This is a genomic window from Solwaraspora sp. WMMA2101, from assembly GCF_049179175.1.
Lineage (GTDB): Bacteria > Actinomycetota > Actinomycetes > Mycobacteriales > Micromonosporaceae > Micromonospora_E.
Window position 1 is genome coordinate 206123 of sequence record NZ_JBMHMA010000006.1, and the last position, 13250, is coordinate 219372.

Consider the following 13250-nt stretch of genomic DNA (forward strand, 5'->3'; position numbering starts at 1 on the left):
GGTCGGCGCCCGGCACCCGCCCTGGAGCTGGTGGCGCTCGCCGGTCTCGGCGTCGGGGTGGCCGTCGGCGTGGCGGTGACCGGGCCGACGTCGCTGGGGCCGCTGGTCGGCTGGGGCGTCACCGCTGGCGGCTACCTGGCGTGGCGGTGGCCGGTGATCTGGCGCAGCGACGCCGCGGCGACCGCCCGCGCGGTCGACCAGGTCGATCCCGGCCGGATCCTCGCCGACGTGGTGCTGCTCGGTGCGGCGGTGGCCAGCCTGCTGGCGGTGGCGGCGCTGCTCGGCGCACCGCAGGTGGCCCACGACCCGGCTGGCACGCTGCACATCGGGGTGAGCGTCGGCACCGTGGTGCTGTCCTGGGCGGTCATCCACGAGGTGTTCACCGGACGCTACGCCCGCCTGTACTACGGGAGAGGTCAGATCGGCGGCATCGACTTCCACACCAACGAGCCGCCCCGGTTCAGCGACTTCGCCTATCTGGCGTTCACCGTCGGCATGACGTTCCAGGTCTCCGATCCTCAGCTGACCAGCAGCGCGATGCGGCGCAGCGTACTGGGCCACGCGATGTTGTCGTTCCTGTTCGGCGCGGTCATCCTCGCGGTGCTGATCAACCTCATCGGCAGCCTGGTGCGCTGAGGGGCACGACGCGGATGGGGTGGTCGACGTGGTCGGCGGTGCCTCAGGCGGCCCGGCTGACCTGGCTCTCGAACCGCTTGCGCAAGGTGTCCGCGCGGCCCGGGTCGGTGAACCCCTTGAACGACTGCTCCACGAACTCCGCCGGCATCATCGCCTCGACCTGGGAGCGGAAGTCCTCGTCGAGGGCGGTGACGGTGATCTGCGGTGGGTCGGTCAACTGCGCGACGATCGGACCGGCGTTCATCCGCGACAGCATGTACGGCGTGCCCGGGGTGCCGGTGGCGCAGAGGTAGTAGCCGTAGGCGGTCGCGGCACCGCTGGCGGCGGCCGGTTCGTCGATCCGCCAGACCTCGGCCGTACACAGCATCCGCTCGTCCGGATTCACCTCGTGGCCGTGCGCGGCGTGCTCGTCGCTGGTCGACTGCTCGATCGTCACCGCGATCCGCGCCGCCGCGTCCGCACGTGCCTGGCCCTCGGTCAACGTCGGTGCGGCCACCGCCGTCGAGTAGTAGAAACCGACGCCGAGCAGCGCCAGCGCCAGCGCCTCGGGCAGCAGCCACCAGGAGCCGGACCGACGCCGCCGGGCCAGCGATGAATCGACATCTCTCGACACCCTTGCAGTGTCGCAGGTGAGTGCCGGGAAGAAAAGCTACGTCGACCCGTCAGTGGCCGCTCTTGCCCTCGCTGAGCCGCAACGCCAACGCCGGACAGACGTTGACCGCCTTGCGGGCACCCGGCTCCAGCCACACCGGCACCGGACTGGACGGAAAGGCCGGGTACCCGTTGGCGTCCAGCCGGATGTACTCCGGCACCACGTGCGCGCAGAGCCCATGGCCGTCGCAACGGGTCCAGTCCACGCTCAGCCGTTTGGTGCCACCGGACGGCGCGTCCACCGGCAACGGCAGGATGCCCTTCACCGGCTTGCCGCAGCCGTCACCGCCAGCATGCGCGGCGAGGTCCTCGGCGAAGACGTCCAGCGCTGAGATCGCGAACCGCGAGGTGCCGTCCGGATGGCTGCACGCCCCCCGGCCCTTGATCACACTCGCGGCGGCCCGGACCGCGTCGACCGCGGCGCTGCCGATCACCAGCGAGTCGATGGTGCGGGCCATGTCGGGCAGGCCGAGCCGGCACGGCCCACACTGACCGGCGGACTCGCCCGCCATGTAGTGCACCACCCGGGCGACCTCGCCGAGTGGGCAGGTCCCCTCCCCCAACGGAATGGTGATCCCGGCACCGAGGGTGCCGCCCACCTTGGTGAAGCCCTTGCGGGAGACCTCCACCGTGGCCACCGCCTCCGGCGTGATCCACTTACCGTGGTACCCACCGATCAGCAGGCCCGGTCCGACCGGCGCCTCACACAACTCCAGGATGTCGCGCAGCGGCGTGCCGGTCGGGCACTCGACCACCGCCGGACGGGCGGCCGACCCGCCGATGGTCAGCAGCACCGTACCGGGCTCGTCGGGCAGGCCGACCGCGCAGTACTCGTAGGGGCCGAGCCGGGCGGCGACGGCCAACTGCGAGAAGGTCTCCGCGTTGGACAGCAGGGTGGGCAGGCCGGACACGCCGGAGTCGCTGGCCCGGACCTTGACCCCGGGCGGGATGTGCGGCAACCCGTTGATGCCGCGGACCAGCGCACCACCCTCGCCGGAGATGAACCGGTGCGGCACCGTGACGATGCTGGTCGGTACCGGCATCCGCCGTTCCGCCAGGGCCGCCGACAGCGAGCCACCACCGACCCCGTCGTCGGCCACCCCGATGACGATCTCCTCGGCCTCCAGCGCGAACGCGGCGAGCGCGGCACCGTCGAGGATCAGGTGCGGGGCCCGGGTGAGCAGCACCTTGTCCTTCCAGCTGGCCGGCTCACCCTCGGTCGCGTTGACCACGACGACCACCGGCTTGTCCTGCTTGTCGGCCGAATCGACGACCGCTTTGACCTTGCGGTGGAACGGGAATCCGGCCCCGCCGCGGCCCTTGAGATCGATCGCCTCACCGAGGCGCATCAGATCGTTGACCGACAGCGGCCCCACACCTCCGTGCACCTCTTCGTGTGCCCGCAGGTCCAGTCGACCGAACTCCTCGAACCCGGCGGTCAGCCGGGGCGGGCCGACGGTCGCGACGGGAGGAACGGTCGTCGTCGCCCTCAATTCGCCTCTCCTCGTAGCTGGGTCCAGTAGTCCTCGTCGGTGTCGTCGGCCGCACCACGGCGACCACGGGTGCGGCGGCCGGCAGATTCGGCCGCCGCAGCCCGCTGGGCGCGGCGGGATGCCAGGTCGACCAGCGTCGGGGTGTCGTCACCCGGCGGGTAGTCGTCGATCTCCCGACCGACCGGCGCCTGCGCCTCGGCCCGCCGGCGGGCCGACCGGCTACGGGCCGGCTCGGCCGAGACCGGACGGTCGTCGAAGCGGCCACGTGGCCCGGCTCCGGAGACCGGACGGTCGTCGGCGAACCGGCTGCGCGCACCCGCGCCGGAGACCGGACGGTCGTCGGCGTACCGGCCCCGGGAGCCGACCGGTTCCTCCGCCCGCCGGCTGTCGTAGCCACGGTCGTCGTAGTCGCGCTCGTCGTCGGCGTAGCGGCGACGGGCGCCGTCCGGCTCGGCCTGGCGCCGACGCTCGGCGTCGTCGCTGTAGCGCCGTCGCGACCCGGTGTCGTCGTCGGCGTACCGGCCCCGGCCGGCGGGTTCCTCGTCCCGCCGGTCCCGGTCGACGGCGTCGCCGCGACCGGTCGTGCCACGCCGGGCGGCGGGACGGTCCTCGGCGTACCGGCCGCGGCCGTTGTCCTCCTCGCGGGGTGCGTCGATCTGCCGGTACGCCCGGGTCGGCTCGGCCACGGACGACCGGGCGGCCGGCTGCGGCACCTCCGGTACCCGGTACCGGTCAGCTGAGCGGCCGGCCGATCCGCGCCCGGCGCCCGCCTGCGCCCAGGAGTCGATCATGTCGACCGGACGGTCCCCGAAGGAGCCGAACCGGGCGGTCGCCGGTTCCAGGCTGACCCCCTCGTCCCGGCTGCCCCGCCGCCGGCTCGACGAGGAGCGGGAGTCGTCGGCCATCTTGCCCACCGGCTTCATGGACGTCCCGGTGGCCTGCGACACGAACGGCTTCTTCTTGCCCACCCCGGTCGCGAAGCGGACCAGCAGCCCGATGACCACCATCAGCACACAGCCCAGGTAGCTGAGCGTCACCCAGGTCGCCGGCGGCCGCCCGGCACCGAGCCCGTGGGTGATGCCGATCGGCCAGGCCACGTACGCGCCGCTGTGCAGGGCCCGCCAGAGCCACGGCGGGCCGACCCCGACCCAGCGGGCCCGGGCCAGGCCGGTCCAGAGGATCGCGAACATCAGGTACGCCGCGAAAGTGCCGAGCCCGACGTAGACGGCCTGGCCACCACCGAGGAACGGGATGAACGCCCCCACCGCCGAGACGGCACCCGTGGTGATCTGGGTGACGATGTGCAGCACCAGAAAGACGATCGCCATGATCCCGGTGGTCCGGTGCGCCGACTGCAGCAGCACCCGGTGCCGGGGCAGCAGCACGATGCGGTCGGTCGCGGCCAGCCCGATCATCACGGTGAGACTCAGCGCCACCAGCGCGAAGACGCCACCGAAGAAGTCCAAAAAGAAGAACGTGTAGACGTAGGCCACCCGGCCCGCCGACGTGAGCATCGCCAGTGCCCAGAAGACCGCCAGGACCGATGCCGACAGAATCAGGACCGACAACCGCGACGGCTGCCGTCCGCCGGCGAGTTCGGGCCTGGGTCCGGCGGGTCGCTGGTTCTGGTTCGTCCGCGCCATATGCTCCTCGATCTCCCGCTCGGTGCCACCCACACCTGCGGCGCTCCGCGCTGTGTGCCCGGATCGCCGTCAGTATCCTGCCCTCGGCTTGGCGCCGGGAGAAACCGTACCGCTTCCCGGTTGTTTCACCCGCTCCAGTGCCCGTCCCTCAGCATCTACGTACCGGAGGCGTCGGCGGATGAACGGTGCCGCAATTTGATTGCGGCCTGGCCGCTGCGCCGGAATCATCCCGCTAGTTCCCGGTCGGATCCTGCCGCCTGACGCTGCGGAGATGACCCGATGTGATTGCTTCATCACCAGGAATCTTCAGTGGAAATTAAGATGCCCCTCCAGCGCCGCGAGGAGTGCGGCACCGGAGGGGCCGGTTCCCGGGTGAGCGGCGGGAACCCGTTCGTGACGGTCGGTTCAGCTCTGCAGCTGGCAGGTCGCGAGCGACTCCAGGCCGACCGGCCGGTCACCCTGACGGCCGATCGAGATCGCGATCCGCTCCAACGCCGCGATCCGCTTGTCCTCCAGCGGCCCGAGGATCGCGAGGTTGACGAAGTTCGGACCACCCTGACCCTGGCTGCTGACCAGCCGCGCGTTCGCCTCGTCGATCTGCGTCTGCAACTGCTGCAGGTTCCGGTCCACCTCGGCCCGCGCCGCCGCCGGAACCGCCGGCAACCGGTCGGCCACGCTCGGGCAGACGATCGTGCCGGCACCGGTGTTGGCACCGTTGCCGTTGTTGCCGGCGGGCGCCTGCGTCTGGGCAGGTGCCGCAGGCGCGGCGGGCAGGTCAGCGGCGGCACCCCCGCCGGCCGCCGAACCGGCTACCAGTTGGCAGGTCGCGAGCGACTCCAGGCCGACCGGCCGGTCACCCTGACGGCCGATCGAGATCGCGATCCGCTCCAACGCCGCCGTCCGCTTGTCCGCCAACGGCCCGAGGATCGCGTTGTTGACGAAGTTCGGACCACCCTGACCCTGGCTGCTGACCAGCCGCGCGTTCGCCTCGTCGATCTGCGTCTGCAACTGCTGCAGGTTCCGGTCCACCTCGGCACTCGCCGCCGCCGGAACCGCCGGCAACCGGTCGGCCACGCCCGGGCAGACGATCCTGCCGACGTCAGCCGAGCTGGAGGTGTCGGCCGACGCCAGGCCGAGTCCTGCCCCCATGATGACGGCGGCCAGACCGACCGTGCCGGCGATCTTCCAGCGCCGCGAGTTCATCGGCGAGGCAGCGTCCGGGTGGTCCACCTTGCGGCGGGGAGTACGGGAATACATGGGACTGACAACCCAACCCTTCTGGGGACAGCTGCCGGTAGCCGCGCCGCTCGATCGACGGCGTCCCGGGGGCCTTTCGGCCCGTGTCCGGATGACGCCCCGAGCGTGGGGTCACCGGACACTGTCGGAATGTTTCGGTGAGTCGTCGACGGTTTCCGCCGGGTCTCGACCATGCATACGGTGGTCCCACAGGGACGGTTCAACACCGCCCGGTGGATGTTGCGCGGATTTTCCCGCCGCCCCGATCGGGCGACGCCCGGCCGATCGACACAGGTAAATCGTCGTGCGATCAGCGCCACACCCGGTCGACGGCGTCGCGGCGCGACAGGCGGCGGGGCGGTCAACCGGGGCAAGATAGGTGGGGCGACGCAGCCGACTCTTGCGGGAGACCGACGTTAAGGCGCGCCGCCCCGGCTGCACACCCTACTCCCGCACCCTGCGAAAAGGATCGCTGGACGCGCTGTAGCGGACTAGCAATTGCTTGGGCGACCAGCCGGTGGCCGTTGCGTCAGTGAGTCGTCACTCAGCGACGGGCCCGCCACGCCGCTGCCGGACGCCCGGGCCCGACGGTGCGACAATGCCCCTGATGAGCACCTCGGAATCCTGGTTCAGCGACGCACTTGTCGACTTCTGGCGCGAGCGACATCTGTGCACGCTCACCACCCTGCGCCGCGACGGCACCCCGCACGTCGTACCGGTCGGGGTGACCGTCGACCCGGACACCGGCACCGCCCGGGTGATCACCTCCGGCGGATCCCGCAAGGTCGCCCACGTGCGGGCCAGCGGCTCCGACGGTGCCCGGGTGGCAGTGTGCCAGGTGGACGGGGCGCGGTGGTCGACGCTGGAAGGCATCGCCCGGGTCCACGACGACCCGCAGACTGTACGGGACGCGGAGCAGCGCTACGCCCAGCGGTACCGGGTGCCACGCCCCAACCCCCAGCGGGTGGTGATCGTGATCACGATCACCCGGCGGCTCGGCAACGTCTGAGGTCCCGACGGACCGCCAGCACCGGCTGGTCCCGCCCGGCACCGCCGGAGCCGGCAGCGGCCCCGCCGACCGTACCGGCGACAGGTCGACTACCCCGACAGCCGGGGCACCGGTTACGGTCGCAGCCATGCCACCCGCCGCCACGCCCGCCAGGATCACCGTCGTCGGCATCGGCGCCGACGGATGGGACGGGCTCTGCGGCGCCGGCCGGGCGGCGCTGCGGCGGGCCGACGTCCTCATGGGCAGCCGACGGCAGATCGATTCGGTGCCGCCACCGCACCGGCCGGCGACGACCGTCACCTGGCCCACCCCGCTGCTGACCCACCTGCCCCGGTTGCTCGACGAGCATCAGGGGCGACGGCTCGTCGTACTGGCCAGCGGCGACCCCATGCACTTCGGCATCGGGGCCACGCTGGTGCGACTCGTCGGTGCCGACCGGGTGCACGCGGTGCCGCACCCGTCGGCGGCCTCGCTGGCCTGCGCCCGTCTCGGCTGGCCGGTCGAGGAGACCGACGTGGTCAGCACCGTCGGGCGCCCGGTGCAACTGCTGCACCCACGGGTGCAGCCCGACCGCCGGCTGCTGGTGCTCAGCGCCGGCCCGCACACCCCCGGCGAGGTGGCCGCCCTGCTCACCGCCCGCGGCTACGGCCCGAGCACGCTGACCCTGCTCGAACAGCTCGGCGGCCCGAGCGAACGGATCCGGGTCGGCACCGCCGCCGACTGGGCCGGTCCGCAGGCCGATCCGCTCAACGTGGTCGCCGTGCACTGCCGGCCCGCACCGGACGCGCCGACCCTGCCGACCGTGCCGGGACTGCCCGACGACACCTACCGGCACGACGGTCAGCTGACCAAACGGGAGGTCCGGGCGATCACCCTGGCCCGGCTGGCACCGGCACCGGGACAACTGCTCTGGGACGTCGGCGCCGGCTCGGGCAGCATCGCCATCGAATGGGCCCGGGTGCACCCGCAGTGCCGCGCTATCGCCGTCGAACGGCACCCGCAGCGCGCCGAGCGGATCACCACCAACGCGGCCGCGCTCGGCGTACCAGGGGTGCGGGTCCTCGTCGCCGACGCCCCGGCCGCGCTGGCCGGACTGCCACCACCCGACGCGGTCTTCGTCGGTGGCGGGGTGACCACCGCCGGACTGCTCGAAGCCGCCTGGGCGGCGCTGCGGCCCGGTGGCCGGCTGGTCGCCAACGCGGTCACCATGGAGTCCGAGGTGCTCCTCGCCGACTGGTACGCCCGGCACGGCGGGGACCTCACCCGGATCGCGATCAGTCGGGCCGCGCCGGTCGGCGGCTTCACCGGTTGGCGCCCGGCGATGCCGGTCACCCAGTGGGCGGTGCACCGCCGGTGACCGTCCACTTCGTCGGGGCCGGCCCCGGTGCCGCCGACCTGATCACCGTTCGTGGCCGCGAGGTCATCGCGACCAGCCCGGTCTGCCTGTACGCCGGCAGCCTCGTGCCGACCGCGCTGCTCGCCCACTGCCCACCGGACGCCCGGCTGGTCGACACGGCCCGGCTGACCCTCGACGAGATCGTCGCCGAGATGGTCGACGCGCACGCGGCCGGGCACGACGTGGCCCGGCTGCACTCCGGTGACCCGTCGGTGTTCAGCGCCGTCGCCGAACAGATCCGCCGGTTGGCGGCGGCCGGGGTGCCGTACCGGATCGTCCCGGGGGTGCCGGCGTTCGCCGCCGCGGCCGCCGCGCTCGGCCGGGAGTTGACCGTTCCCGAGGTCGGGCAGACGGTGATCCTGACCCGGGTGTCGGCCCGGTCGACCCCGATGCCCCCCGGTGAGGAACTGGCCGTCCTCGGTGCCAGCCGGGCGACCCTGGTGCTGCACCTGGCGGTGCAGCGCATCGACGCGGTCGTCGCCGACCTGGTGCCGCACTACGGCGTGGACTGTCCGGTGGCGGTGGTGGCGCGGGCCAGCCGACCCGACGAGGTGGTACTGCGCGGCACCCTGGCCGACATCGCCGCCGCCGTGCACGCCGCCGGCATCGTCCGCACCGCGGTGATCGTCGTCGGCGCGGTGCTCACCGCCGCCGGTTTCCCCGACAGCCACCTGTACAGCGCCGACCGGTGCCGGCCGTGACCGATCACCGGCCCGGCCCGGACGGCGGGCCCCGGGTGCTCATTCTCGGCGGCACCGCCCAGGCTCGTCAGCTCGCCGCCGCGTTGGCGGCCGACCCGGCGGCGCGGGTGGTGACCTCGCTCGCCGGCCGGGTCGCCCGGCCCCGGCTGCCGCACGGCGAGACCCGCGTCGGTGGTTTCGGCGGACCGGACGGGCTGGCCCGCTGGCTGCGGGCCGAACACATCGGCGCGGTGGTCGACGCCACCCACCCGTTCGCCACCCGGATCTCCGCCTCGGCGGTGCGGGCCTGCGCGCTGGCCGGTACGCCGCTGCTGGTGCTGCGCCGGCCCGGCTGGGTCGCCGGTGCGGGCGACGTCTGGCACCGGGTGCCGGACCTGGGCGCGGCCGCCGCCGCCCTGCTCCGGTTGGGCACCCGGGCGATGCTCACCACCGGTCGGCAGAGTCTGGCCGCCTTCGCGCCGCTGGCCGGGATCTTCTTCCTGATCCGTACGGTGGACCCACCGCAGCCGCCGCTGCCCGCCGACCGGGTGCTGCTGCTCGACCGCGGCCCGTACACCGTGGACGGCGAGCGGGCGCTGATGCGCGCGCACGCCATCGACGTGCTGGTGACCAAGGACAGCGGCGGCGACGAGACGTCCGCCAAACTGGTCGCCGCGCGCGAGCTCGGACTCCCGGTGCTGATGGTCGACCGGGCCGCCGCGCCGTCCGCGCCGACGGTCGCCGACGTCGACGCCGCCCTGACCTGGCTCGCCGACCTCGGCGTGGCGGCGGGCGCTCAGCCCGGGTAGTGCCGTGGGGTGAACACCACCGGCGGCCCGGCGGCGTCGTGGCTGACCTGGGTCGCCGACGAGCCGACGATCAGCAGGGTCCGCATGTCGACCATGGCCGGATCCAGGTCGGCCAACGCCACCACGTCGACGCGTTCACCCGGACCGCCGACGTCGCGGCCCACCACCACCGGGGTGTGTGCCGACCGGTGCTCCAGCAGCAGGTCCCGGGCCCTGGCCAGCTGCCAGGTCCGGCTGCGCGACGCCGGGTTGTAGATCGCGATCACCAGGTCGGCGCGGGCAGCGGCGAGCAGCCGCCGTTCGATCACCGGCCAGGGCTTGAGCCGGTCCGACAGGGACAGCACGCAGTAGTCGTGCCCGAGTGGTGCCCCCACCCGGCTGGCCACCGCCTGGGCGGCGGTCACCCCGGGCAGCACCCGGACCGGCACGTCCTTCCAGCGGGGCTCGGCGGCGACCTCCAGCACCGCCGTGGCCATCGCGAACACCCCGGGATCACCGGAGGAGACCACCGCGACCCGGGCTCCGTCGGCCGCCAACCGCAGCGCGTGGGCGGCGCGCTGCGCCTCGACCTGGTTGTCCGAGGGGTGCCGGCGTTGCCGGGGGTTGGCCGGCACCCGGTCCAGGTATGGTCCGTAGCCGACCAGGTCGTCGGCGGCCGCGAGGGCGGCCTGCGCCTGCGGGGTGATCCAGTCCCGGCCGGCCGGGCCGAGGCCGACCACCACCACCTCGCCCCGGCCCGACCGGTCGGGCTCGGCGGGGCCCGCCGCGACGGTGCCGCCGCGTCGGCTTGCCAGCAGCGCGAGGGAGAAGTACGGCACCGTCGCCGGGTCGACGTCGGCCAGCGGCGCGACGCGTTGCCCGCCGGTGCTGGCCCGCTCGACGTACCAGGCGTCGTCGAGGCGGCCGGCGGCGGTCAGCGCGTCGCGGACGGCCGGGAAGGTCCGACCCAGCTTGAGTACGGCGGCGGCGTCGGTGTCGGCCAACCGCCGGGTCAGCTCCCCGCCGTCGAGGGTGCCGGGCAGGACGGTCAGCACCTCGTCGGCCTCGACCAGCGGCCGGCCGAGTGCGGCGGCCGCCCCGCTCATCGAGGTGACCCCGGGCACCACCTCGGTCGGGTAGCGGTGCGCCAACCGCTTGTGCAGGTGCATGTAGGAGCCGTAGAACAGCGGATCGCCCTCGGCGAGCACGACCACGGTCCGACCGGCGTCGAGGTGGGCGGCGAGCCGTCGCGCGCAGTCGGCGTAGAACTCGTCCATCGCCGCCCGGTAGCCGCCGGGGTGGGTGCTGCGTTCGGTGGTCACCGGGTAGACCAGTGCCTCCTCGATCTGCCCGGCGCGCAGGTACGGCTCGGCGATGGACCGGGCGACGCTGCGGCCGTGCCGGGCGCTGTGGTGCACGATCACGTCGGCGGCGGTGATCAGCCGTGCCGCCTTCACGGTGACCAGTTCCGGGTCACCGGGGCCGAGGCCGACGCCGTACAGCCGACCGGTTGCGTCCTGCCGCGTGCTCAACGCCCCACCTGTCCCTCGTCGTCGCTGGCGATCGCGTTGAGCGCGGCCGCCGCCATCGCGCTACCCCCGCGTCGGCCCCGGACCACCAGGTGTTCCAGTCCACCATGGTCGGTCAGCGCCTGTTTGGACTCGGCGGCACCGATGAAGCCGACCGGTACGCCGAGCACCGCCGCCGGCCGGCCGGCACCGGCGTCGACCAGCTCCAGCAGCCGGAACAGCGCGGTCGGCGCGTTGCCGACGGCCACCACCGCGCCGTCGAGATGGTCGACCCACAACTCGACGGCGGCGGCGCTGCGGGTGGTGCCGAGCTTGTCCGCCAACGCGGGCACCCGGGGGTCGGCCAGGGTGCACAGCACCGGGTTGGCGGCCGGCAGCCGGCGTCGGGTGACCCCGGCGGCCACCATCGTGGCGTCGCAGAGGATCGGCGCGCCGGCGCGCAGCGCGGCCCGGGCCGCCACCACCACCTGCGGCGAGAAGACCAGGTCGTCGACCAGGTCGACCATCCCGCAGGCGTGGATCATCCGGACGGCGACCCGGGCCTGTTCGGCGGTGAGCCGGCTCAGGTCGGCCTCGGCGCGGATGGTGGCGAACGACTGCCGGTAGATCTCGGCCCCGTCGCGGACGTGGTCCATCACGGCTCCTCGCGTGCGGTGCGGACGGCGGCGGCCAGCGCCGCCCCTGGTGGGACGTGGACGGTGGGGCGGCCGGGCGCGCTCACCTGGTAGCCGTCGCCGGTGGCGAGGACCCGCAGCGCCGGCCCCGCTGGGGTGCCGCAGCCGCGCTCACAGCCGATCCAGTGCACCGGCAGGTGCGCCCCGCCGGTCGGGTCCGGCCGTTCGGCGTGCGTCGCCGCCGCGTCGGCCCGTACGTCGGCCCGGGACCGGGCACAGCCGGGCCGGCCCGCGCAGGCGGTGACGCCGAGCCATGGCGACCCGGGATCGGTGTCGAGGCCCGCACGGTGCAGCCGGCGTGCCCAGCCGGGTGCGTCGGTGAGCCGGGGCAGCACCACGGTCCGCCACGGGGTGATCCGCGCCTGCGGTGCGGCGGCGGCGAGCAGGTCGGCCTGCGCGGCGGTGAGCCGACCCAGCGGTACGGCGAGCGCGAGTGCCTGGTCGCCGTCGGGGCGGCGCAGCACGCCCACCGGCGGTACGCCGGACCGTCGCGGTGCGGTCGGCGGATCGGCCGCGACCCGGTGGACGCCCGGCGTGGTGGCGAGCGCCGCGACGAACCGTGCCAGTTCGGCGGCGGCGAGGTCGCCGATGCGCCAGATGGTGCCGGCCACGGCACGTTCGTCGGCGAGGAAGATCCGGGCGGCGGCGACCGCCACCCGGACCGCGTCGGTCGGCGTGGTCCGTAGGCCGTGGTCGACCCCGGCGAGCCGGATACCGACCCGGCCGTCCGACCCGGGCAGCAGGCCCACGTCGGGGCGCGCCGCGACGGTGGCGCCCCGGCCGTCGTCGACGGCGAACAGGAACCGGCCGGAGAGCCGGGCCAGGTCCGGCTGCGCGCAGATCGCCGCGTCGAGGGCGCGGACCTGCGCCGCGACGTCCCACCGAGGCACACTGTCCACACCGGCCAGTGGGGAGCCGAGGATGTTGCGGGCCCGGTCGTGTCCGGGTGCGGGCAGCAGCCCGGCCGCGCTCAGCCGGCCGGCGAGCACCCCGGCGGCGTCGGCGGCCACCCCCCGCAGTTGTACGTTGGCCCGACTGGTCAGCTCCAGGTGTCCGTCACCGAGGTCACGGGCGGCGGCGGCCAGTACGGTCAGCTGGCCGGCGGCTAGCAGCCCACCGGGGCAGCGGACCCGGGCGAGGTGCCCGTCGGCGGCCGGATGCAGCGCCAGCGTGCCGGGGCAGGCATCGGGGCCGCCCCGGACGGGCGGCAGCGGCGAGGCGGACACGCGGCGGATACTACGGGCTGCCACCGGGAGGCGACGCCCTCGCGGCGAATAGATCACACCTTGACGAAACGTCCCCGGGTCGTGACAGTGGTCGGTAGCCAACTGCGGCGGCAAGTGGAGGAAGCCGGTGTGATTCCGGCGCGGTCCCGCCACTGTCACCGGGGAGCGGACCCCACCGACGGCCACGGCCCCGATCCACGGGGCGGGAAGGCCGGGGCGAGCCTCGATCCGGGAGCCAGGAGACTCCGGTCGCCGCGACCGACGACCCGGGGCGCGGACCCCGAGGGAG

At 74.1% G+C, this 13250-nt stretch carries 12 protein-coding genes and 1 riboswitch; of the genes, 5 read left to right on the top strand and 7 right to left on the bottom strand.

Annotation, left to right across the window (positions count from 1 at the left end; translation table 11 throughout):
• Positions 1-30: 30 nt before the first annotated feature.
• On the top strand, positions 31-636 hold the full coding sequence (locus tag ACN28F_RS01445) for a DUF1345 domain-containing protein (RefSeq protein ID WP_421356858.1): 606 nt from the start codon (positions 31-33) through the stop codon (positions 634-636).
• A gap of 43 nt (positions 637-679) precedes the next feature.
• On the opposite strand, the gene ACN28F_RS01450 is transcribed toward ACN28F_RS01445, so the two are convergent.
• The 4 genes from ACN28F_RS01450 to ACN28F_RS01465 form a co-directional block, all read right to left on the bottom strand.
• Positions 680-1249, bottom strand: coding sequence for a hypothetical protein (locus tag ACN28F_RS01450; RefSeq protein ID WP_421356859.1), 570 nt, complete (start codon positions 1247-1249; stop codon positions 680-682).
• A gap of 49 nt (positions 1250-1298) precedes the next feature.
• Positions 1299-2780, bottom strand: coding sequence for an NADH-ubiquinone oxidoreductase-F iron-sulfur binding region domain-containing protein (locus tag ACN28F_RS01455; RefSeq protein ID WP_421356860.1), 1482 nt, complete (start codon positions 2778-2780; stop codon positions 1299-1301).
• Complete coding sequence (locus ACN28F_RS01460) at positions 2777-4456, bottom strand: hypothetical protein (RefSeq protein WP_289206347.1); 1680 nt, start codon at positions 4454-4456, stop codon at positions 2777-2779. The genes ACN28F_RS01455 and ACN28F_RS01460 overlap by 4 nt, the downstream gene beginning before the upstream one ends.
• Before the next feature lie 372 nt (positions 4457-4828).
• The gene (locus ACN28F_RS01465; RefSeq protein ID WP_421356861.1) at positions 4829-5680 is read right to left on the bottom strand and encodes a hypothetical protein; all 852 of its coding nucleotides are present in this window, start codon (positions 5678-5680) and stop codon (positions 4829-4831) included.
• Between the two features lie 586 nt (positions 5681-6266).
• Here ACN28F_RS01465 and ACN28F_RS01470 point away from each other — a divergent pair.
• The 4 genes from ACN28F_RS01470 (at position 6267) to ACN28F_RS01485 (ending at position 9553) form a co-directional block, all read left to right on the top strand.
• Positions 6267-6668 carry a PPOX class F420-dependent oxidoreductase gene (locus ACN28F_RS01470; RefSeq protein WP_421356862.1) on the top strand — a complete coding sequence of 134 codons (402 nt, stop codon included), beginning with the start codon at positions 6267-6269 and terminating at the stop codon, positions 6666-6668.
• A 127-nt stretch (positions 6669-6795) separates the two neighbouring features.
• The gene (gene cbiE / locus ACN28F_RS01475; RefSeq protein WP_421356863.1) at positions 6796-8025 is read left to right on the top strand and encodes a precorrin-6y C5,15-methyltransferase (decarboxylating) subunit CbiE; all 1230 of its coding nucleotides are present in this window, start codon (positions 6796-6798) and stop codon (positions 8023-8025) included.
• Positions 8022-8765 carry a precorrin-4 C(11)-methyltransferase gene (cobM, locus tag ACN28F_RS01480; protein ID WP_289206351.1) on the top strand — a complete coding sequence of 248 codons (744 nt, stop codon included), beginning with the start codon at positions 8022-8024 and terminating at the stop codon, positions 8763-8765. The genes cbiE and cobM overlap by 4 nt, the downstream gene beginning before the upstream one ends.
• A complete protein-coding gene (locus ACN28F_RS01485; protein WP_421356864.1) occupies positions 8762-9553 on the top strand; it encodes a cobalt-precorrin-6A reductase in 792 nt (263 codons plus the stop codon). Before cobM ends, ACN28F_RS01485 begins: the two co-directional genes overlap by 4 nt.
• Here the strand turns inward: ACN28F_RS01485 and ACN28F_RS01490 are convergent.
• The 3 genes from ACN28F_RS01490 to ACN28F_RS01500 are packed head-to-tail and all read right to left on the bottom strand — an operon-like array spanning position 9541 to position 12961.
• Positions 9541-11064, bottom strand: a complete 1524-nt coding sequence (locus ACN28F_RS01490; protein WP_289206353.1) for a precorrin-2 C(20)-methyltransferase — start codon at positions 11062-11064, stop codon at positions 9541-9543. The genes ACN28F_RS01485 and ACN28F_RS01490 overlap by 13 nt on opposite strands.
• A complete protein-coding gene (locus ACN28F_RS01495; RefSeq protein WP_353850454.1) occupies positions 11061-11699 on the bottom strand; it encodes a precorrin-8X methylmutase in 639 nt (212 codons plus the stop codon). Before ACN28F_RS01495 ends, ACN28F_RS01490 begins: the two co-directional genes overlap by 4 nt.
• Positions 11696-12961: a precorrin-3B synthase gene (locus ACN28F_RS01500; RefSeq protein WP_421356865.1), complete on the bottom strand. Its 1266-nt coding sequence runs from the start codon at positions 12959-12961 to the stop codon at positions 11696-11698. Before ACN28F_RS01500 ends, ACN28F_RS01495 begins: the two co-directional genes overlap by 4 nt.
• Positions 12962-13079: 118 nt before the next feature.
• Positions 13080-13206, top strand: a riboswitch (cobalamin riboswitch).
• Positions 13207-13250 lie beyond the last annotated feature (44 nt).

Excerpts from the sequence above, each read along its gene's own strand:
- ACN28F_RS01465 (WP_421356861.1), bottom strand. The coding sequence starts at position 5,680 with ATGTATTCCCGTACTCCCCGCCGCAAGGTGGACCACCCGGACGCTGCC.
- ACN28F_RS01470 (WP_421356862.1), top strand. The coding sequence starts at position 6,267 with ATGAGCACCTCGGAATCCTGGTTCAGCGACGCACTTGTCGACTTCTGG.
- cbiE (WP_421356863.1), top strand. The coding sequence starts at position 6,796 with ATGCCACCCGCCGCCACGCCCGCCAGGATCACCGTCGTCGGCATCGGC.